Source organism: Streptomyces sp. NBC_01478 (genome assembly GCF_036227225.1).
Classification (GTDB): Bacteria; Actinomycetota; Actinomycetes; order Streptomycetales; family Streptomycetaceae; genus Streptomyces.
The window spans coordinates 2,101,872-2,123,448 of sequence record NZ_CP109444.1; the positions used below are offsets into that span (position 1 = coordinate 2,101,872).

The 21,577-nt window shown below is 67.5% G+C and carries 11 protein-coding genes and 1 riboswitch; of the genes, 5 read left to right on the top strand and 6 right to left on the bottom strand.

Annotated elements, in window-relative coordinates; all coding sequences use genetic code 11:
• The first annotated feature begins 129 nt into the window (after window positions 1-129).
• Window positions 130-1,089: a helix-turn-helix domain-containing protein gene (locus OG223_RS09510; protein ID WP_329245166.1), complete on the top strand. Its 960-nt coding sequence runs from the start codon at window positions 130-132 to the stop codon at window positions 1,087-1,089.
• 21 nt (window positions 1,090-1,110) lie between these two features.
• Here OG223_RS09510 and OG223_RS09515 read toward each other — a convergent pair whose 3' ends face one another.
• From OG223_RS09515 to OG223_RS09535, 5 genes are all read right to left on the bottom strand, one after another.
• Window positions 1,111-4,152, bottom strand: coding sequence for a Tn3 family transposase (locus OG223_RS09515; RefSeq protein WP_327136493.1), 3,042 nt, complete (start codon window positions 4,150-4,152; stop codon window positions 1,111-1,113).
• Window positions 4,153-4,430: 278 nt separating this feature from the next.
• Complete coding sequence (locus OG223_RS09520; RefSeq protein WP_329245169.1) at window positions 4,431-4,787, bottom strand: hypothetical protein; 357 nt, start codon at window positions 4,785-4,787, stop codon at window positions 4,431-4,433.
• A gap of 2 nt (window positions 4,788-4,789) precedes the next feature.
• Window positions 4,790-11,284, bottom strand: a complete 6,495-nt coding sequence (locus tag OG223_RS09525; protein ID WP_329265216.1) for an RHS repeat-associated core domain-containing protein — start codon at window positions 11,282-11,284, stop codon at window positions 4,790-4,792.
• Between the two features lie 227 nt (window positions 11,285-11,511).
• Complete coding sequence (locus OG223_RS09530; RefSeq protein WP_329265217.1) at window positions 11,512-15,048, bottom strand: LamG domain-containing protein; 3,537 nt, start codon at window positions 15,046-15,048, stop codon at window positions 11,512-11,514.
• A gap of 948 nt (window positions 15,049-15,996) precedes the next feature.
• Window positions 15,997-16,791: an integrase core domain-containing protein gene (locus OG223_RS09535; protein WP_443073702.1), complete on the bottom strand. Its 795-nt coding sequence runs from the start codon at window positions 16,789-16,791 to the stop codon at window positions 15,997-15,999.
• A 1,172-nt stretch (window positions 16,792-17,963) separates the two neighbouring features.
• On the opposite strand from OG223_RS09535, the gene OG223_RS09540 reads away from it, so the two are divergent.
• From OG223_RS09540 to OG223_RS09550, 3 genes are all read left to right on the top strand, one after another.
• On the top strand, window positions 17,964-18,599 hold the full coding sequence (locus OG223_RS09540) for an ATP-dependent Clp protease proteolytic subunit (RefSeq protein ID WP_329245171.1): 636 nt from the start codon (window positions 17,964-17,966) through the stop codon (window positions 18,597-18,599).
• Between the two features lie 7 nt (window positions 18,600-18,606).
• Window positions 18,607-18,915: a hypothetical protein gene (locus OG223_RS09545; RefSeq protein ID WP_329245174.1), complete on the top strand. Its 309-nt coding sequence runs from the start codon at window positions 18,607-18,609 to the stop codon at window positions 18,913-18,915.
• A gap of 339 nt (window positions 18,916-19,254) precedes the next feature.
• Window positions 19,255-19,434, top strand: a riboswitch (cyclic di-AMP (ydaO/yuaA leader).
• Window positions 19,435-19,437: 3 nt separating this feature from the next.
• A complete protein-coding gene (locus OG223_RS09550; protein WP_033278230.1) occupies window positions 19,438-19,911 on the top strand; it encodes a C40 family peptidase in 474 nt (157 codons plus the stop codon).
• Window positions 19,912-20,031: 120 nt separating this feature from the next.
• Here the strand turns inward: OG223_RS09550 and OG223_RS09555 are convergent, their stop codons facing one another.
• The gene (locus tag OG223_RS09555; protein ID WP_329245176.1) at window positions 20,032-20,490 is read right to left on the bottom strand and encodes an ATP-binding protein; all 459 of its coding nucleotides are present in this window, start codon (window positions 20,488-20,490) and stop codon (window positions 20,032-20,034) included.
• Window positions 20,491-20,702: 212 nt separating this feature from the next.
• Here OG223_RS09555 and OG223_RS09560 point away from each other — a divergent pair, with 212 nt between their 5' ends.
• Entirely contained in the window at window positions 20,703-21,572 is an 870-nt protein-coding gene (locus OG223_RS09560) for a helix-turn-helix domain-containing protein (RefSeq protein ID WP_329245179.1), read from the top strand.
• Window positions 21,573-21,577: the final 5 nt, after the last annotated feature.

Below are 21,577 nucleotides of genomic sequence, written 5' to 3' on the forward strand. Positions count from 1 at the left end.
GACGGTTCACACCGCTGTGGGCGGTGCACCATCAACAAAACCGCTTGTCACGGGAGTGTGGGAGTCCCTCTTGAGGGGGTCACTGACAGGGACCCCCAACCCGGCCGGAGCACTCGTAGAGTGAAACGCATGGCAGGCAGAAACGACCCACAAGGCGCAAACCGGGATATTCGCGATGATTTCCGTGCAGAGATCCGAGAATTTCTCGGCACGCGACGGGCCAAGGTCACCCCCGAGCAGGCCGGACTGCCCCTGTACGGCGGGGAGCGCCGGCGGGTCACCGGGCTGCGCCGCGAGGAGGTCGCCCTCCTCGCGGGCATTTCCAGCGAGTACTACACCCGCCTGGAGCGCGGCAACGCCACCGGCGTCTCCGAGGGCGTCATCGACGGCATCGCGCAAGCACTGCAGCTCGACGAGGCCGAACGCATCCATCTGCTCGACCTCCTGCGCGGCGCCGGCACGACCCGCCCGCCACGCCGCCGCCCGGCCCAGCAGCGGGTACGGCCCACGGTCCAGCGCGTCCTGGACTCCATGGCCGGCACACCCGCGTTCATCCTCAGCGGCCGCGGGGACATCCTGGCCGCCAACCACCTCGGGCGCGCCCTGTTCTCCCCCGTCTACGCCGACCCCACGCGGCCGCCGAACAACGCCCGGTTCGTCTTCCTCAGCCCGCATGCCACCGAGTTCTTCCGCCACTGGGACGAAGTCGCCAACGACGCGGTCGCCATGCTGCGCGCCGAAGCCGGACGCGACCTCTACGACAGGCGACTGACGGACCTGATCGGGGAGCTGTCCACCCGCAGCGAGGAATTCCGCCGCCGCTGGGCGGCCCACAACGTCCGCATGCACACCACCGGGGTGAAACTCCTGCACCACCCGGTCGTCGGCGACCTCGACCTGCCCTTCGAAACCTTCCCGCTCCCCGACGGCCCCAGCCAGTTCCTCCTCACCTATACCGCCGAGCCGCACTCCCCCTCGCAGGACGCCCTGAACCTGCTGGCCATCTGGGCTACGACCAACGACACCATCGAGCGGTCTGCGCCGGCCAAGGACTCTGAGCCAGCCGACTCGGCCGAGACACCCGACTGAACGGGATCAATGGTCCGGGTGTCACGCCGGGGTCGCGGCTGCCTCATCGTGCGGGGTGCGTGGGCCGGGCATTGTCGCCCGGATGGGCAGGTCCAGGTCGAGGCGGCTGTTCATGTCCAGCTCGAACCGGCCGTAAGGGTTCACGTGCGTCCAGAACAGCGGCGACAGGGCCCGGCGATCCGCGTCGGTGAGCCTGTCCACCCACTCCTCATCGGCGAGGACCTGCTGCATCAGCAGTGTGTTGACGTGCACGAGCGCGGACTGGAGCAGGTGCAGCGCGAGCATGCTGACCTCCTGGGACTCCTTGTCCACACCGGCCAGGTCGCCGTCCTTGCCGTAGAAGAGGTCCTTGTTCGCGGAGTTCCAGTTCTCCACGACCTGCAGTCCTTCGTGGATTTCCTGCCGCATTTCGACATCGGCGAGGTAGTCGCAGACGAACGCGGTCCGCACCGCCCGCCCGAGTTCTTCGATCGCCTGGTAGGTGGGGTGCTTGGGCCCTCCGCGGGTGAAGCGTCGCAAGACCTGCTCGGCCTCGGCGGTGCCCAGACGCAGGGCGGTGGTGTACTTCACGATCTGGTCGTACTGCTGGGCGATCAGGTCCCAGTTGATCGTCTTGGTGGAGAGCACCGGCCCCAGATTCGGCCACTTTTCGTCTTCCCCGGCCGCCGGCCGGTACAGCTTCGCGGAGCCGATGTTCTTCAGCCTCGGCATGAGCTTGAAGTCGAGCATGTGGGCGAAGGCGAACCCGACGATGGAGGCGCCGTGGGTGTCGGTGTACTGCCGATCCACTTCCATGTCGGTGCAGTGCCGCAGCACGCCCTCGATCATCGAGGCGACCTCGGAGGCCGAACAGGACTTGAGCTGGGAGTAGATGCACACCGACTTCCGTTCGACGTGCCAGTAGATCATCACCCCGGGGCCGCGGTAGCGCTGGTGCCACTCGGTCATCAGGTTGGAGGACCAGGCGCCGAACTTGCGGCTGTCGGAGGCGCACGCCGTGCCGGCGCCCCACCACATCTCATCGCGGACGGCGAAGGTGGCGTTCACGAGCTTCCGCAGGGCCGCGCGCATGTTGGCCCGGTTGACGAACAGGTGCCGCACCCGGCGCAGCGTTGCTTCCGATTCGCCGTGCTTGCCGGTCACCGCGACCCGTTTGATCCCCATGTTCGTGCCCAGGCCGAACAGGACCAGCAGCAGCCGACGGCGCAGCACGTCCTTCGACAGCGTCTCGCGGGTGGCCACCGAGGTGAACTCCTCGATGAACCCGGTGTCGAACTCGGCGTACTTCAGGATGTCCAGCAGGTCGATGGTGCCCCAGCGTCGCTCGATCTCCCCCTTGATCGCCACCAGGGACTCCGGCTCTTCCTGCTTGCCGCGCGGGGAGACCCTGATCCACGGCTCGCCGTGTTTCTTGACGAGCGACACCCCGCCCGTCGTACCCTCCGCCAGTGCGGTCTCGAAGCGGTCCAGCGAGGCGCGGAGCCTGTCTTGAAGGGCGGTGATGAACTCGCCGGAGTCCTGCGGCTGGCCCAGCGCGGCGTAGTGCACGTCCCGGTTGTCCTCGAAGTCCGCGGGCAGGTCGTCCTCCGGGTTGCGCCACCGGTTCGCCCCCACCACCCAGATCTCCCGCCGGCGCACCGCGTCCCGCAGCGCGACCAGCACGCACAGCTCGTACGGGATGCGCTCGACACGGCCCTTGTCGTCCACCACCGCCGCCCGCCACTGCTCGGGCACCACACCCGCCAGCGGCACGCTCTCCGCCGGATCGAAGAACGCCCCCTCCTTCAGCGGCTGGTCCAGGTAGCGCTGGAGCAGGTCGATCGCGTCCATCACCGGCCGGTAGGAGGTGTTGTTGCACTTCAGCTCCAGCGCACCCAGCAACGGCGAGAGCATCCGCCGCCAGTGCGCCGAGTACGACGACCGCAACACCGTGCGCACCCGGGCCTTGTAGCGGGCCTCGTTCGCTGCGGCCTCCGCCGCCAGGGCCTTCAGCGTCTTCTCCCCGCCGACCACCGGGTAGATCACCCGCCGCACCGTGCCGGACGGCTCGGACAGGGCCGCCTCGGCGACCCGCAGCAGCATCGCATCCTTGCCCCGAATCCTCTTCAGCTCGGCGTTGAGCTCCTTGTCGACCTTCCGCTCCGCCCGAGTGTTGATCTTCAGTACGAGCTGGATGAACAGGTCCACCAGCGAGTCGGTGATCTCCGTCTGCCGCACGTGGCACAGCGCGGCCAGCAGCGTCAGGCGCCTTGGAGGCTTCATCCGCTCCAGGTTCGCCGGGTACTCCTTCGACGCCCGTGCCCGCCACGCGTCGACCAGCTTCTCGGACACGTCGGCGAACAGGTCGGCGGGTAGCTCCAGCCGCCGGACTCGTTGGAGCTTGTTCACCTCCGCCAGGAGGCTCTCCAGCCCCGGCGCCCCCGGGTCGGCTTTCAACTCGGCGAAGTGGGAGCGCCCGCCGCCCGACACCGCGCCCTCACCATCCCCTTCACCGGCCGTCTCGTCCTCGCTACCGGCGACCAGGTCCTCCAGGCGCGAGCGCGTCGCGTGCGAGATCCGCTCCACCCTGCTGCGGCAGAACCGGGCCTCGAAGTCCGTGACCGCCCGACCCACCAGCCGCTGCACTTTCGCCGGGGCCGGCGGCTCGACGTGGTCGTTGCGGCACCGGGCCACCACGGCCGCCATCAGACGCTCCCGAGAGAGCTCCACCGGGCACAGCTCTGCGGCCAGCCACTCCGCCAGCCGCTCCTGGTCCTCCTCGGTACCTGCCCGGAATCCGAAAACCGTACGGATCTCTGTGCGATGCCGGGTGATCGCCCGGCCCTGCCAGTCGTACGAGGCCCACTGCTCGGCCGGGACCTTCACCTGCTGGGCCACGTACGCCACCGCAGGCGCCGGTACTTCTCCCACGCTCTCAGGGAAACGCGCCTCGACCTCGAAGAACTTCAGCAACAGAGCGAAGCCCAGCCGGTTCGCCCCGGTCTTGTTCCGGAGCCGCACAACCTCGTCCTCAAGAAGCGTCCAGACCTCGATCAGGTCCTCCGGCTCCCACTCCTGCCGCACCGGTGCCTCCGCGCCTCAACCAACTGGATCTCCCCATCGTGGCGACCACTCGCCCCACCTGGACGGAAAGCGCAGAACCCCACCACAGCCCCATCACGTTCTGCTACATGACGGGTGGCGGCAGCTATACGAGAACACGGCCGAATTGACACGGACATCCCACCTACGCTCACGCCTTTCCCGGTGAGCTTTGAATGACGGACTTCCCACCACTGAATGCAGAACGTACGGCCCTGTGCGCCTGTCCTTCCGGAGAGGCGCACAGGGCGGGTCCGATCCTACGAAGCGGCGTCTGCGTTCACCTGAGTCACCCTTGTCCCGGCGATCCCCAGTGCCTCGACGATCCGCTCGGCGGCTGATGCGGAGAAGAGACCGCTGGTCACGCTCAGGCCGAATTGAGGCGTGGGAGGATGCTCCACCTCGCGCAGCAGGAGGAACGCCTCCCCATCGGCCGGAGAGAAGGCGAAGCAGAGCCACTCCGCCAGGCTGTCGCAGGTGGTCTCAGCGCTACCCCACCGCTCCTCCAGCGCCGCACGGTCGATATCGACCTCAGCAAGCCATTTGATGTCGCGCGAACTGACATCCCCTTCGGGGATCCGCTTCAACTCCGCCGGGTCCAGCTCTCTCAGGTCCATCTCTACCGCACCTCTGTGACGATGATCGGAATGGAAGCCCACTCCTCGCCATCCATCTCGAATTCCTTGACACCGTCTTCCACGCCAGCCTCCCAAGAAGCGTACCCAGGTCTGTTGTTGACCTTGGGCTTCACAGTGGTGAAGAACTCCAGGCTTCCCGGCTTGGCGCCCTTGGGGATGGGGCCGACGTGTGCCTGGGCGGTGGCATTGCCACCCCACCGTGGGATCTTGCCCCACAGCTCGCTGGACTCCGCGATGGACCGTGCGTTTGCAGTCGTTTGCGACTTCGAGGTCAGCCGGTGGAACGGGCCATACAAGGTCACTGGCCCCTCCGGCAGACTCTTGCCCGCGGTGAGAGCCTTGGCGCCCGCTCCGACAGCTGCGCCACCGATCGTCAGGCTTCCGCCGGACGCACCGCCGGTCACTGTCTCCGCGATCTCTGCGGCGCATACCGGGGCCGCGGCCAGGCATCCTTCGCCCAGAGCGACGGCCACGGGCGCGGCGGCCACGGCCAACGACACGACCGCTACAACGCCCAGCACGACCTTCTGCCAGGTCGCGAGCTCTGGAGTGTCGGGCAGGTCGTCGGCCTTCGAGTCGTAATAGGGATTCGTTCCCATCGCCCAACAGGACCGGCACTGAGATCCGTCTCTCCGCTCGGGCTTCGGGTCAGGCCCCTTCTTGAAGACCACCTGGGCAGATTTGATGGGCCCATCCGTGCGGACCGTGACGGTCATGGTGCCGCTGCCGGTGCCGCCTCCCGTCTTCTGGTACTGGAAGGTCTGGGTGTAGGTCTTGCTGGAGTGGTAGACCCATGTACCGCCGGGGCCCATCGTCATGTAGTCGTGGTAGCTCCCACCCTTGCCGTCGCTGCACCCGCGTTCGCAGTCTGTGATCGGCCGCAGGCCGGTGGGGTCGGACTTGGTGACGGGGGTGTTGTTGGCGTAGGCGTACCCGTTGAGGGACTCGTGGTCGTCGGGGGCCAAGATGGGGTCGACGGAGAGGAAGCGTCCGGTGGCCGGGTCGTACTCGCGGGCGCCGACGTGGGTGAGGCCGGTATCGGTGTCGGTTGGTTTGCCGAGGAAGCCCTTGTCGTCGGGCCAGGCCGACGGGGTTGCACCGCGCGCTTCACCGAATGGCTTGGTGTAGCGACGGGTGACGGCCTGGGTGATGGCGTCCACTGTCATCGAGGCGGTGCCGTGGTGGTCGTCGACCATCCAGGACAGGCCGGTCTCGGTGCGGACGGCGGTGGCGTCGCCAGCCGGGTAGTAGCGCTGAGCGGTGAACTTCTTTGCGGCCGTGTCGTACTGGAGTTCCTGACCGGCCAGGTAGAGGACGGTCTTGGTCGGACCGCGGCGGATCAGGAGTTCGCCGTTCGCGTCGTAGAGGTAGTCGGTGGTCTTGCTGCCTTCGGTGAGGCGGGTCAACTCCCCTTCTATGTCCCAGTCCAGGCTTTGAGTCGTGCCTGTGGTGCCGTACCTCTTGGTCGTATGGCCCAGCTCGTCGTACTCGTACGACTTTGCCGCAGTGGTGCCCACCGTGACGGACGTCATCGTGTGGGGCTGGCCGGTGCCGTTGGTGTTGACGGCGGGGTAGCCGTAAGCGGTTTTGGTGTCACCGCCGGTCTTGTGCTCGGTCTGGGTGTCGCGCAGGCCGCCGGGCTTGTAGGCCCAGCTGGTCCAGTACGGGGCAGGTCCGCCGAGGGCACTCGCCGAGCGGGCGGTCGCGCAGTCGTTGGAGGACGGGGTCCAGGCTTCGGTAAGGCGGCGATAGCCGTCGTAGGCAAAGCACTGGGTGTCCTTGCCGCCCGCTTTGTCGGTGACCGACTTGACGTTGCCGGTGGTGTCGTAGACGTAGTCGACGTCGCTGGTGTTCCCGGTGTTGGTCTGGTCGACCGTGTGGGTGTTGGACAGGCGGCGGGTGCCGTCCTCGTAGCGGTTGAGGATCTGGAGCTGCTTGGCGGCGGTGGAGGTCCCCAGGCGGGTTTCCTCGATCTCGCCGTACGGGGAGTAGCCGATGTTCTGGACGTAGTCGGTCATGCCGTCGGTGCCGGTGAGCATGCCGAGGCCGTTGTAGCTGTTGGTGACCGTCTCGGCGGGCAGGCCAGCCACCGCGGGCATGGAGGTGGACTGGACGGTGCCGTCGATGTTGTAGGCGGTGGAGGTGGTGAAGGTCTGGGGCGCGCCAGCAGTGACCAGGGGGTCGGTGGCTGCAATGACGGTCTTGGTGCCCTTCGGGCGGCCGAGCGCGTCGTAGCCGGTGACCACCTGGGAGTAGATCTTGCCGGTGGTGCCGCCGACATAGCGGATCGAGGCCGTCGGCAGTCCCTTGGCCAGGGTGTCGTAGGTGAACTTGGTCAGTTGGTGGGCGTTGTCCTTCACCCCGTCCCAGGTTCCGGTCGTGCGGCTGAGTTCGTCGTAGTCGGTGATCAGGGTGCGGGAAGCGCCGTCGAGAGTGGTCGAGACCGTCAGCGGCTGGTCGGCGTCGTTGTAGGTAGTGTCGACCTTTCCCTTGTCGGGGTCGGTGGATGTGGTCTTGCGGCCGCGCAGGTCGTAGTCGTACGTCCAGACCGCCCCGTCCGGGCCGGTCATCTTTTTGAGCTGGCCGCCGGGGGTGTACTCGTACAGGGTGCGGGTGTAGTCGCTGCCCGTCGGGACGGGGCCGCCATACTCGCGGCGTTCAGTGGTCCGGCCGCGGGCGTCGGTGATCGTCAGGATGCCGGTGCCGCCCTCGGCAGCGGTGACGGCGGTGCGGTCGCCCTGGTTGTCGGTCTTGGTGCGCCATTTCTCCTGGGCGTAGACCCGGAAGACTGATTCGGTGGCGCGTCCGGCTGCGTCGAAGACCGTCTCGGTGGAGGCGGGGACGGAGCCGGTGAAGGTGTTGGCCAGGGTGCCCGAGGGGGCGTTGTTGTCGTGGATCTGGCTGTTGGCCATGTAGGCCAGGCCGCGGTCGTCGTAGAGGGTTTCGGAGATCACCCGGCCGCCGTTCGGCGCCGGGGTCTGCTTCTGGCGGGAGCGCAGCAGGCCGTCGAAGATTTCGTAGGAGCTGTTGTAGGTCTGTCCGTCGGCCTTGAGGGCGTCGGTGCGGACCCACGTCTCCTTGTCGTTGTTGATGCTGTAGGCGTAGCCGATGCTGGCAGCGTCGCCCAGCGTGCGAGAGCGGTCCGGCTTCCAGACCGACTTCAGACGGCCGAGCGCGTCGAAGTCCCACTCGGTGACATTGCTGTTGGCGTCGGTTGTCTTGGTGGCTGTGCCCCAGGCCGGGTCCACCTCGGTAGTGGAGGTGTACAGCTTGGGGTCGGTCGTGGTCTTGGACGTCAGCGGGCCGTAGCCGGTGTCGTCTGGGACGTAGGTGGTTTTGACCGTGCGGTTGAGGGAGTTGGTCGCGGTGAGCGGGCGGCCCAGCTTGTCGTAGGTGGCGCCGGAGACCTGCTGGTAGACGGGCTTCTTGTCGGCGTCGTAGCTCGCAACCCGGTAGGAGGAGGTGATTTCGCCCTTGGTGGGGGCTACGCCGACCGCCTGGCCGTCGTAGGCCGTGGTGATGTCGGAGACGACATCATCGGGGACCACGGGGGTGGTCGCGCAGGAAACCGAGTAGGTCTCGGTGCGTGAGACCGTGTTCACGAGCCAGGCCGAGGTGTTGCGGGCGTAGCTGGTGCGCACGCACGACTCGTCACCGGTCTTGGCGGCGTCTCCGCTGTCCTCGACGGTCATCGGCATGCCGTAGGTGGGGTCGTACGTGGTTTTCTGCTTGACCGTACGGGTGCCGGTGGAGGTCTTGGTGCGGGTGGTTGTCTCGCCGGCCTGGATGATCCGGGACTCGGTGGTGCCCCAGCTGTAGGCGTGGCTGCCGGTCTTGTACGAAAGGGGGGTGTTGATGGTGCCGCTGGCTTCTTCGGTGCCGTTGTAGACGATGGTCTCGCGCACGAAGCCGGCGTACTGGCGGGTGTCGTCGATGGCCGTGCCGGTGGAGTCGGTGACCTTCTCCACCCGGGCGGTGCCGTCGAGTTCCTTCTCGCCGTTGAGGCCGCGCATGAAGAGCGTGGACTTCTTGGAGCGCGGACCCCCGTCGGTATCGCCGGAGGTCTCCACGACCTTGCCGTAGCCGCGCCACTGGGACCATGTGCGGTTGGACGGCTTGGTCAGGCCCTCGTCGTCGGCGTAGCCCCACCCCGCGCCGCCCTGGTAGTCGTAGTACTTCTCGCCGGTGTCACCGTGGCCGTAGGGGTCGTCCTGGAAGACAGAAGTGACGACGTACTTGTGGAACCAGTCGGTGACCGGGGTCGCGCCGGACTGGGACCACTTGACCGGATAGCAGCGGCGGGTGTTCTTGTCGACGTCCGCCGGCATGCTGGTGCCCCAGATGCAGTCGGGGTCGGAGTAGTTGACGGTGAGGGTGGATCCGGTCTCGGATTTGATGGTGCGGACGCGCCACTTGATGTAGCGCAGGGTGTCAGGGGTGCTGCCCTCGACGTGGTTGGAGAGCTGGATGCCGCCGAAGGTGATCGGCGGCATGGCGGCCGTGGTGGTGTTGGCCTTGCCGGTGTTCTGGATGGACTTCAGCCACAGGCTCGCCGAGGAGGCGTCACCGGTGTCAGGGAAGCTCTGGTCCAGGTGCCAGGTGTCGACGTTCCGCTGGGTGGTGCCGGTGCCGGTCCACACGGAGGTGGTGATGTCGGTGAGGCGCTTGCGGGTGAAGAATGCCGGGCCGATCTGGGTGGTGCACTTGGTGCTCGCCGCGCAGATCATGTCGAAGGGCACGTCGGGCCAGTTGGCCTTGGTGTCCTTGGTCAGGCTGGAGCAGCCGCCCGAGGTGACGCAGCGCTCGGCGTAGTCGAAGCTGACCTGCTGGGCGGCGGGCTTGCTGTAGATCAGGTCGCTGCGCAGGCCGTAGTCGATGCGGTTGAGGTAGCCGCCCCGGGTGTAGGCGGTGCCGTTGACGGCGGTGTCGGCGTTCTTGGAGTAGTAGTTCGTCTCCGGGGTGTACCAGTACGTGGAGGCGTTGCCGTGGGTGTCCACGACGTAGTCCAGATTCCAGCGCCACGCCTGGTTGCAGAAGGAGTCGGCGAAGCCGGTGGACTTGTAGCAGGGCTCCCCGGAGTCGTCGCCGAAGACCGGCACGGTCCATACGGAGTTGGTGACCGGGTCGTCGGCGGCGGTGCCGTTGTCGCTCCAGCCGGGCATCCGGTGCTTGCCGAAGAAGTACTGGTTGCCGGAGGCGTCCGTGACCTTCCAGTACTCGGTGTTGTCGTCGCCGTTGCCGGTGGCTCCGGTGAGGTGCTCGACGCGGGTGCCGTCCTCGTTCTTCAGCTTCCACGAGCCGCCGGATGCCTGGGAGAGGGCTGCGGTGTCGCAGGCGGCCTTGTCGGCGCAGGTGTTGACCAATTCCACGGCCTTGCCGTTGAGGACAAGGGTGGCGTTGGCGTATTTCCAGCACAGGTCGCCTTTGCCGGACTGGCCGTCGTCCCTGCAGGGGGCGTACTTGCGCTCGATGAAGGACTCGGTCATCGAGAAGCCTTCGCCGATCACCGAGGTCTGGTTGTTCTCCCCGGCCGTGCGGCCGTCCACCGAGGCGGAGTTGTACGAGATCGACAGGCTGGGGGCCGGGCCGGCCGTTGCCGGAGGAACCCGCAGCGGGTAGTTCCAGGTGAAGTCACCCGTGCTGCCGCCGGCCTCCCAGGTCGCGGTCGGGGACAGCGGGGTGGAGGCGTAATCGCCCCCGCCGCCGGAGCTGTCGGCAGCCGCTGCCAGGAGCATCGGGGTGCCGGCTTTCAGCGTGCTGGCGGGGAGGGTGCCGGTCAGAGTCTGGGACTTGGTGTCGTTGTCCGCGCCCGTCACCGGGGTCTGGGTGCGGCACGCCTTCTTCTGCGGGGTGGTCAGCGCACACGACGGAAGAGTCACGAGGTGCAGCCGAGGGCCGAAGTTGCCGCCGTATACATCGTTGAAGGAGGAGTAGCCCAGGGAGACCCGGAGCTTGTCGCTGTCGCCGGGGAAGCCCTCGGATGCGGCTCCGGCCGGGTCCACGGTGAGCAGGACGCCGTTGACGCCCGCCTTCTTCGCGGCCGACTCGGACTGGACGCTGAGCGCCACCTTTTCCGCCGGACCGGTTGCCTTCGCATTCTTCCTGGTCTTCGCCGACTTGGCTGCCGAGGCGGCGGGCTCCTGAGCCAGCGTCATGCCGAGGCCGCCGACGGTGACAGCGGCCTTGCCGGTCGCCGCGACCGCGGCGGTGGCCTTCCCGGGCTTCGGCCAGGCGGCCTTCGTCAGCCGCTCACGGGTCTCGCGGGCCGCCGACGCAGCTTTGTCCTTCGGTGCTTTGGACGTGCCGGGCTTGAGCACGCCGACCTTGTCGGTCTTCGTCTCAGGCCGGTGCTCCAGCGGCTTACGGACACTCTGGGACTGAGCCTGCGCGGCAAAGTCGAAGCCCGCGGGAGCCACGACTTGCGGCAGCAGAGCGAGAGAGGTGACGAGTGCGCCACGGCCCAGCCAGCGGCGTATGAGCGCCCCTGGCAAGCGTGTGCGGAAGGGTGTTGAAGACACGGTGATGTCCCGTTTTCGAAGGGAAATGGTCAGGGAGCGCTCGCGCGCCGACGCCCAAGACGCCGGATCTCGATGGCGTGTCCGCGCAGGCATGCGCAGCGTTGGGCGTGGAACGCAAAAGAATGAGGGGACGAGCGCGGGGTGGGACAGGGCGGGCAACTGGCCCGCCCTGTCCCGTTCCGCTTCTAGTGCTGCTCGGTGTTGCGCCGGTTGGCGATGGTGTCGGTGGAGGTGGCTCCGGCCCAGACGCGAACGCTGTCGATGCTTCCGGGGAAGTAGCGCGCGGCGGCGCCATTGATCTTCGCCCGGCCGATCTCGAACGCGCCGCCGCCCTGCCAGGGGGCGGAGTACGGCACGCCGTCCTCGTCGCCCATCAGGGCGCTGTCGACGTAGAGCTTGAGCGCGCCGAGCTTGGAGGTGTCATCGGCGTCGGCTGCCGACTGGGCGTCGTAGACGACCGTCAGCATGACCGGGACGCCTAGCTGCGTTGTGGTGAAAGCGGTGGACTCGTTCTTGGCCCAGGCCGCTCCGGTGCCGTCCTTGTCGGGGCGGCCGAACGTCCACCGTCCCTGGGTGCTGCCGGCCGGCTGCTCGTACCAGACGCCCCAGGCGGACTGGCTCGTGCCCGACTGGCCGAACACCTGCACCGTGTACGACTTGCTGGTGTCGGCGAGCTTGGCGGGGTCCAGGGTCACCCAGGCAGTCGCGGTGAACGAACCGGCGTCGTCCACGACCGGTCCGGTGGCGGTGGCGTACGCGCTGGTGCCGTTCAGGGTCATCGCCTGCGTGGTCGTCACCTCCTCGCCGATGTCCGGGTCTCCGGTGGTGAACTGGGTGAGCGCTGCGCCGTTGAGGGTGAGGTTCCGGCCGAAGCCGCTGGTGTCCTTGACCGTGGTGCCGGTCGCGTTGGCCATGTCCGTGGCGTCCCACTTGGCGACGAGTGCCGGGACCGGGTCACCGGCTGTGCCATCGCTGAGATCCTCGTCCTCCAGCCAGGCGTCGTGGGCGAGTTCGGTGTCCGCCAGAGCGCGGGACCAGACCTTGACCTCGTCAATGGTGCCGGCGAAGTTCTCCTTGCCGGTCCCTGAGGCCACCAGCCGGCCGACCTGAAGTCCGCCGGACGCCTTCCAGGGGGTCACGGGGAACGGTGTCGGCTCGCCCTGCGGGACGCCGTTGATGTAGAGCTGGATCGTCTGCGCCGCTGCGTCGTAGACACCGGCGAGATGAGTCCAGGCGTTCAGGACCGGCGGTTTGCCGCCTATCGAACGGGTGAGCACCGGAGTGGCGACGTCGGTCTGGTGTCGGTTGAAGACCCAGGCGTTGTAGGCCGTGGAATAGTACAGCTGGAAGCCGGAGGCGTTCGTGCCCGCCTGGGTCAGGACGGTGTAGTTGACGTCCTTCTTCGTCAGACGGGCCCAGGCCGAGACAGTGAAGGACTTGGTGGTGTCCAGCACCGCACCGGAGGTGGAGAGGTAGGCGGTTGTGCCGTTCAGCTTCGCCGCGCCGGAGCCGCTGCGCGCCAGGGTGTCCCAGGTGGTCCCCGAGGAGGTCAGGGGATGCTGGGTCGCGGTGGTGGAGTCGGTGAGGCCGTTGTCCAAGTGCCAGATCCCGGAGGGCTGTTCGGCGCCCTTCACCAGGAAGCTGTAATAGGCAGTGAGCGAGCTGTGGCTTGCCGCGTCGAAGCCCCAGACTTGGATGGTGTTCTCACCGGCCTGGTTCGGCGTGATCGTCTGAGTGGTGGCTGTGCCCTTGGCGACGGGGATCGGAGCAGAGACCGCGCCGCTGTTCAGCTTCCACTTGTAACTGACGACGTCCGACTGGATGCCGGCTGTGGTGGGGTTGGTGTCCGCAGGAGTGAAAGTGAACTTGCCCGGTGTGCCCACCCCGCCCGCGGCGGGATCGGTCTCGGCCGACGAGTAGGTGCCGTCCGCGCTGGTCACCACCGGAGGCGGCGGTGAATCGGTGTCGACCCGGAAATAGCACCAGGACGACCAAGCGGAGTCCAGGACACCCGTGACGCCCCGGTCCGTCTTGTAGTACGCCTGCGTCTTGACCCGCATCCGGTAGTCCGTCTGCGCTGTCAGCGCGCTGGAGGATGCGTCGCGGGTGGCGTTGTCGGCAACCCAGGCGCCGTCCGGCGAGGCCGCGTACCACGCACGGCTAGAGCCGTCAGCCTTCCACACCTCGAACAAGGCCCGCAGCTGGGAGTTGGAGCCGTCCGCCGACTGCACCGTCGCCAGCATCTTCGGCTTGGTGACACTGGTGGCGAAGGGCAGCGAAGAGGCGTTGCAGGCACGCCCGGTGGTGCCCTGCTGGACGCCGTAGGAGGTCGGCTTGCCCGGGTAGGACACGTAGGTCACCGACAGCTTCGCGTCGTTGCGGAACCGCGCCCACGCGCCGGCGTCCGACTCGTCGTGCGCGGTCAGCGAGAAGGTGATCTGCGGATCCTTGTCGGTGGCGGCGGAGGCCAGTGTGGTCGTCAGGTTCTCGTTGGACTCCCCGGCCACGTTGTCGCTGAAGCGCACCCAGTTCGCCGGCTGCGACGGACTGCACAGACTGCCCCGACCGTAGGCCACGTTCTGGTCGCCCATCAGGTCGTCCGCCGTGGGGCGGGTCGACCACGTGGTGCTGGAGGAGATGGTCTTGGTGACATGGCTCAGGTCGTACCAGTGCGGGTCACAGCTGAACGTCCAGAGCTGGTAGACCTCCATCGTCGCGTCCAGGACCTTCTTGCCGTGGATCGACGAGAGCGGGTACTCGAAGTACATGCGCTGGGTGTAGGGGGTGTTGGAGCAGAGGTAGCCGGCGTAGTTGGAGCAGCGGCCCACGCCCTTGTCCCCGTCGAACTCCCAGTACTTGGTGCCGTTGGAGGCCAGGGCCGTCCAGTCCCCTAGCGCGATGCCCTTGGTCGGCGGGTCGATGTAGAGCGGGAAGACGGTGTCCTTGCCATGGAGCAGCGCCGGATCGGGCGTGATCTCCAGGGTGGAACCGGCGACCTTGAGCGGGAGTTCGGCCGACGTGTCACCGCTGCCGGGTCCCTCCGAAGGGGCCGGCTCGCCGCCGGCAGCGGGCAGCGGGCTGCTGTCCGTCGGCTCCGGGTCCGGGGTTTCGGCTTCTGCCGAAGACGCCACACGGGAGAGCTGAGTGGTGACGTTGGCGGCCGGGGTGTCACCGGCCGAGTCCCACATCCGCCCCGCCGGGCTCTCGAAGACCGGGGTGCCATCGTTGTCACGCGCGACGAATCCGCCGTCCGCCGTCGACGCGATGTCCAGGCCGCTGCCCGACACCGTCATCCTGATCGTCGCGAGCGCCGGGTTCTTTGCCGCCTCCGCGGTCTTGACCACGAGCACCGAGGTGTAGCCGGAGTCCAGCGCGGTCAACTTCAGGTCCACGTCCGGGAGGACGCCGGCGTAGGTGGCGGTGGCACCGTCGAGCCGGGGCTCGGGGAGTTCGGTGGGCCAGCCGAGCCGCAGCGCGCGCCCCTCGTCCTTCAGCGTGACCAGCCCGTCGCCGCTGCCGCCGCCCGAGAAGGTGAGACCGGCCGTGGTGTTCTCCGCCCGCGCAGAGCCGTCGGCTTCGCGTACGAGGCTGGTGTCGATGGGGTCCCAGGTGCCGTCGTCCTTGCGGGCGCGAACGGGGGCCGCGTTCATCTCCTGGGTGAAAGTGCCGTCCGGGTTGGCGAACACCTGGGACGACTCGGTGGTCGCCGCGTCCACGGTCACCCGGTCGCCGGTCTTGGCAGCGAGGGAACTCGCCTGCGACTCCGGAGTCCGGTCAGCCGTTGCCGAGGCCGCCGTGTCATCGGCGAGCGCCGGAGTCGCCCCCGCTACCGGAACCGCACATGCCAGGAGCACGACGGCTATCGCCCCATTCCGCACCGCCTGACGCCAGCCATGGCGCTGTTGTTGTGAAAGCACACCCCACCCGTTTTCTTAACCTTTTCTTACAAATAGCTGTGAGGATCATGTGTTGACCGATCATCAAGGTCAAGAGTGTCGGGTATCACGTTGACCTGGCTCCATCTCGCCGATAGAGAGCCCTGGTTGGACTGGTAGTCGTTGATGAGGAAACTGCCGATCAGAAGGCTGGCGACCACGGCTCACTGCGTACCCGTACCGCCTTCCCCCTCAACTGGTCGCACATCGGGCGGAGATCGGATGCCTCTCGGCAAGCGGTCCAGTGAAGGGCGAAAATTCCGAGGCGTCCCGCACACCGGGCTGGCTGGGGGTTCGACCTGCTCAGGCAAGCGGATGCTGTTGGTGATCTTCGCTCGGTGGGGTGAAACTCGTCGTCGTTGTCCCTGTTGATCTCGTTGTGGTGGTCCGCTGAGGGGAGCGGGGCGGATCGTGCGGTCGGAGGAGTGACCGCGATGGCAATGGGTTCGGGTACGGGTCGAGGGATTCCGCCGTTGACGTTGCGGATAGCGTGGGCGAGCAACCCGCGGGGCACCACGGCGATGTGGATGCGGGACCGGCTGGACCAGTTGTTCACGGGCGGCGACTTCGCCGAGTGGTATCCGGCGGACGGTCGGCGGGGCCTGTCGCCGGCCCGGCTGGCCATGGTGTCGGTCCTGCAGTACGCGGAGAACGGTGCGATGCAGGCTGGACTGGAATTTGTGCGTGCCGAGAATCACGTCCGTGCAGCTCAAGCGGCGTGTTCGTACTCGTGGATCACTCCACCGAGGCGGTCGTGTCGATGTATGTCGAGGCGCGCGATCTCCCTGGGGTCGGTGATGGTTTCGGGGAGTGCGCGCAGCGGCGCGGCTGCCTGCAGGGAGGGGTGCGGTGCTCGTTGTAGAACCGCTCGTACTCGCTCAGGGCATGGCGCAGGTGGTGAGCGTTCCAGATGAGGGTGCGGTCGAGGAGCTCGCGGCGGAGGCTGAGCACCCATCTCTCCATAATCGAGTTCATCCTTGGCATGCGGACGCCGGTGAACACGCTCTGGATGCCGACGTCGGCGAGGATCTCGTGGATCAGGGCAGGGTACTTCGCGTCGCGGTCGCGGATCAGGTAGGCGGCGTGCGCGCCCACGTCCTCAAGGTCCATGACGAGGTTCTTGACCGCCTGGGTCACCCAGCCCGCGGTGGGGTGCGCGGTGGTGCCCAGGACCCGGATGCGGCGGGTTGCGTGCTCGATGACGGCCAGGATGTACTGCCGCTGCCCGGTCAGGGTGATGGTTTCGATGAAGTCCATGGCCAGCAGGGCATCGGCCTGGGAGCGCAGGAAGCCGGCCCAGGTGGTGGCGGTCCGTTCCGGCGCCGGGTCGACGCCTTCGGCTTTGAGGATCTCCCAGACGGTGGACGGGGCGACCGTGATGCCGAGCACGGCCAGTTCCCCGTGGATACGGCGGTAGCCCCAGCCGCTGTTCTCGCGGGCCAGGCGCAGGACCAGCGCCCGGATCGAGCGGACGGTGCGCGATCGTCCGGGCCGCTTGGGGCGCCAGATGCGGGCGTGCCGCCGCTTCACCAAGTAGTGGTGCCACCGCAGCACCGTGTCCGGACGTACCAGAAGCCGGAGACGACGCAGCTCCCTCCTGGCACGGCAGCGGTGCCAGGAGCGCGGCGAGGAAGGCCCGATCCTCGGGGGCAAACTTCACCCTTTTCGGGCCGAGTTGGCGCTCAAGGACCGTGATCTGGTGGCGTAGGGCCAGGATCTCGGCGTCCTTGGCGCGGTCGCTCATCGGGAGCAGCCAGAGCGCAGCGAAGGCATTCGACACGGTCAGATAGGCGAGGCGCAGGAGCACGAGTGGCCATCATGCCGTGGCAACTGGCAGCGGCCGCAAGCGGGATGACCTGCGCGGACGAGATTCTCGGCACGCACAGAGCTCGGAGGGGCCTCCCCCGCCGTACCCGCTGCCGTAGGCGCGTCCGTTCTCCTCCGGCAGGATCGACAGCAGGCCGTCGCGCGTGCGGATCCAGAACATGCCGCTCTGGCGGTCGATGATCAGGCGGTGGAACTCGTCATCCGGCCGCAGATCGAGCAGGGCGTACGCCGGCGCATGGCAGCAGGGCCTGTTGATAGCTCAACGAGGTCTCCGCGCAGCGCATCGGGCCGCAGGGTGTGGGGGCCGATCCGCTGCGCGATCTTTCCCCTTGCCTGGTCCCTGGGGACGCCGCGTTAGGGGAGACGGCACGAGCCCGGGGCACCGCAGTAGCTCGGCAGCCGGACCGGAGACCTCTGCGGCGGGGAAACGGTCGGAGAACTCGGAGAACACCGTGGCTGCAGCGTCGTGTGCCGGCGCTCGTAGAACTGCCACCGGGGGCACGGTACGGCTCTCATGATTGGGGATACCCACCCGATCGCCGACGACCGCCGTGCAGCAACGGACCTGTTAAGGCCCAGGCATTCCAGCCGGGCCGCCCACACCCATTGACGGACGCTCCTACCGCAGCGAGTCGCGACAGGCTCACAGATCAGGGTGGCCATGGGGAGGATCACAGGCCAGTTGCCGAATGCAACGGCGACAACGCTCCCGACATAGAGCCGTCAAACCGTGACAGAAATGTGAGACATAAGCCCCAAAGAGGGCAACAAAGACCCTCCGACCTGGGCATTTGAGTTGATCACTAGAATCCGGCCACATCATAACGTCATGTACGTCCTGTACATTTCTTACAGATGCCGAAGGAGGGGTACCCATGACCCGACCGTCCGCCCGCCACGTCCTGCCCGAGTTCACCGAGCGCACCAGCGCCGGACACCGGACCCTCGATCCGTACTCGAAGCTGCTGGAGGAGCGGATCGTCTTCCTCGGGACGCCGATCGACGACATCTCGGCAAACGATGTGATGGCCCAGTTCATGCACCTCGAGTACCAGGCACCGGACCGGGACATCTCGCTGTACATCAACTCGCCCGGCGGCTCGTTCACCGCGATGTCGGCGATCTACGACACGCTCCAGTACGTCAGTTGCGACGTGGAGACGGTCTGCCTGGGCCGGGCCGGCTCGTCCGCGGCGGTGCTGCTGGCGGCGGGCACCCCGGGCAAGCGGTCGGCGCTGCCGGGGGCCCGTGTGATGATCCATCAGCCCTCGTTCACCGAGCCGATCCAGGGGCAGGCGAGTGATCTCGCCATCCAGGCCGAGGAGTTGGCCCGCACCCGGTCCCAACTGGAGGAGCTGCTCGCCCTGCACACGGGCCGAACGGTGGAGCAGGTGAGCGCCGACATCGAGCGGGACCGGATCATGGATGCCCAACAGGCCCTGGAATACGGCCTGGTGGACCGAATCGTGGCCACCCGCAAGACCTCGGTCACCGAGCCGGGCGGGGAGTGAGCCGCCGATGCTGCCGCCGGAACTGCCGCCGCTGCCCGCACTGACGCGCGCCGAGGGCGAGTTGATCGACCGTTACCTGGACGTGGCCGACCTGCTGGGCCGTATCAACCCGGCGCACCACGGGGACACGTACCGCGGACTGAGGGCCGCTCAGGCGCTGGTGGCCAAGGCGACCGAACTGCGGGACGCGCTGGCGCTGATGCACCAGCGGGGCGAGACCGAGCTGCACGCCCCCACGCTCGCGCGGGCACTGCGCGTGCTGGACGGGGAGCGCCGCACGGCTCGCGTCACCCTCCCCGCATCCTCCGACAGTTGAGGGACGCACTGCCGTCCGGAGCGGGGGCGAAACGGGCCGAACGGCGTACCCCCGATCGACGTAGTCGCCGCTCCGTCGGTACGGCCGTCCGGGTCACGCAACACGCGTGACCCGAGGGCCGGATGAGGTGTTCCGGTGCTGGTCCGAGCGTCACACCCACCTCGGCACGCCCTCGAACACCGATGCGTTCAGCCGAACGGGTGAGTGGTGAGTAACCCCACAAATCCCCGATTCCGTTGGGCTTTTCGGACATTCATAGGTGAAGATCCCTGTCTGACGACAAGACCCCGCCGCAGCGGCGGGGCGATCCGGGCGGACGCCGAGTCCTGCCGCCGCCCGGATGACAGGTCGACAGGATTGCATCGGCAGGAGTGGAGGACCCAAGCACGACGGGTCGCCGGGACGGTCACGCCATGACCGGGTCCAGCAGCCCTTGGGGTGAAGCCGCGTCAGCGGCCGGGCAACTTCGCCAGCCCGAATCCGACAGGTCATCCTTCACAGGCGGCTGACGAAGGGTTGCGCATGACTGCGCTCAATCGTGTCCCGTCGCTGATGGTCCGGGCCGGTACGGCCTCGGCCTTCGCCATCGCCGCCGTGGGCGGCTCCGTCGTGATACCGGGCGTCGCATCCGACGCCGCGGCCGCGACACCCGCGACGAAGGCACTCCAGGTCGCGGCGTCCAAGAAGGGCGCCCCGTACAGGTACGGGGCCACCGGACCGGGCCGCTTCGACTGCTCCGGGCTCACGCTGTACTCGTACAAGAAGGCGGGCAAGAAACTGCCCCGTACGGCGGCCCAGCAGTACAACAAGACCCACCACATCTCGGCCAAGAGCCGCAAGGCCGGGGATCTCGTGTTCTTCCACTCGGGCTCCAGCGTCTACCACGTCGGCATCTATGCCGGGAAGGGAAAGATCTGGCACGCCCCGAAGACCGGGGACGTGGTGCGGTTGCAGAAGATCTGGACCAAGAGCGTCTGGTACGGCCGGGTCAGCTAGGCCTGTCCGAATCTCCCGAGGGGGTGGCGGCCAACTGACGGGCCGCCACCCCCTCGGGTGTCCGCGGACGTCCGGAACAGGGACGTCCGGAACAGGGACGTGCGGACCACATCGCTACGGCTACGGCTCCTGCTGGCCCCCCGCGGTCACCGGCCGGGCCGGTACCGTCCAGGGCACCTCGACTGAGACCGTCTTGCCGCCCTCCAGGGTGGGCCGGACCTTGAGTTTGCCGCCGCACTCCGCGGTCAGCCAGCGGATGATCACCATGCCCCGGCCGTTGTCCTGCTGGACGGCGGCCGGCAGGCGTTTCGGGAAGCGGGGATGGCTGTCGGTGACCCCGATGCGCAGGTGTTCGTCACGCTCCAGCTCGATGTCCACCGTGAAGGTGGGTGACTGACCGAAGGTGTGCTGTACGGCGTTGGTGGCGAGTTCGGAGACGATCAGGCGGATGGTGTCGGCGACCTCCGTGTCCGCCGCGAGTCCCCATTCCACCAGGGTTGTGACCACATAGGTGCGGGCGGCGGAGACCGAGGCGGGATCGCTCGGCAGAGTGACGGATGCTTCCAGATGGTCTGCCATGGCGCGGTCGTCCCTTTCCCGCGGGACCGGTGTCCGACACGGAGCGGATGGTTCGAGTACGGTCCCGGACTGGTGCTTCTTCGCCAGACTGCCATTACCGCGTCGGTAACGGTGGCGATCCACCAAGATATGCATATATCTGTCGCTCGAAGCGGTGAACTCTGCGACCCCAGACCGTATTTGGGCGGCTCGGAAGGAGTAAGGAGAAACCCATGCAGTACGGTCCCGCGGTGCGCCGCCGGAAACTGGGCGCCGAACTCCGCACGTTGCGTGCGGAGGCGGGGCTCACCAGCGGTGAGGCGGCCCGGCTGGTCGGCTGGCACCAGTCGAAGGTGAGCCGCATCGAGACGGGCGCGAGTGGCGTGAAACCGCCCGACGTCCGGTTACTCCTGGACGCCTACCAGGTCGGCGACCCACAACTTCGGGACATGCTGCTCGTGTTGGCCGGCTCCGACGACGGCGGCGGCCGGCACCACTGGTGGCACGCCTATCGCGGTGTACTGCCGCCCGCCTACCGGGACTTCATCAGCCTGGAGTCACAGGCCAGCACGATCCGCACCCTGGAGACCTCGGTGGTCCCCGGCCTGTTGCAGACACCCGAGTACGCCCGGGCGGTGACCCGCGCCGCGGTGGGCGGCCTCGACAACGACGGCCCCGACCGGCTCGACGCGCTGGTGCAGGTGCGGCTGGCCCGGCAGGACGTGCTGCGCGCGGATCCGCCGCTGGCCCTGAGCGTGGTCCTCGACGAGGCGGTGGTAAGGCGCGAGGTCGGCGGGCCGGGGGTGATGGCGCGTCAACTGGACCGGCTCGTGGAAGCGGCCCATCTGCCTCAAGTAAGGCTTCAGGTACTGCCGTTCGCCGCAGGAGCACACATCGGCATCACCGGGCCTTTCGTTATCTTCTCCTTTCCGAGCACTTCTGATCTGGACGTGGTTGTTCTAGACCATTTGACGAGTAGCCTCTACCTCGAACGGAAAGAAGACCTAGAGGCCTACAGCGAGGCCTTCAGCACCCTTCAGTACCACGCCCTTTCGCCCGAGGATTCGTTGGATTACATCGCCGGGATAGGTGACGGCGCGTAAGGAGG

What these genes read in the sequence shown, in the direction of transcription:
- OG223_RS09510 (WP_329245166.1), top strand. Translation starts at nt 130, where the DNA reads ATGGCAGGCAGAAACGACCCACAAGGCGCAAACCGGGATATTCGCGAT.
- OG223_RS09560 (WP_329245179.1), top strand. Translation starts at nt 20,703, where the DNA reads ATGCAGTACGGTCCCGCGGTGCGCCGCCGGAAACTGGGCGCCGAACTC.
- OG223_RS09520 (WP_329245169.1), bottom strand. Translation starts at nt 4,787, where the DNA reads ATGGACCTGAGAGAGCTGGACCCGGCGGAGTTGAAGCGGATCCCCGAA.
- OG223_RS09545 (WP_329245174.1), top strand. Translation starts at nt 18,607, where the DNA reads ATGCTGCCGCCGGAACTGCCGCCGCTGCCCGCACTGACGCGCGCCGAG.
- OG223_RS09550 (WP_033278230.1), top strand. Translation starts at nt 19,438, where the DNA reads ATGACTGCGCTCAATCGTGTCCCGTCGCTGATGGTCCGGGCCGGTACG.
- OG223_RS09555 (WP_329245176.1), bottom strand. Translation starts at nt 20,490, where the DNA reads ATGGCAGACCATCTGGAAGCATCCGTCACTCTGCCGAGCGATCCCGCC.
- OG223_RS09540 (WP_329245171.1), top strand. Translation starts at nt 17,964, where the DNA reads ATGACCCGACCGTCCGCCCGCCACGTCCTGCCCGAGTTCACCGAGCGC.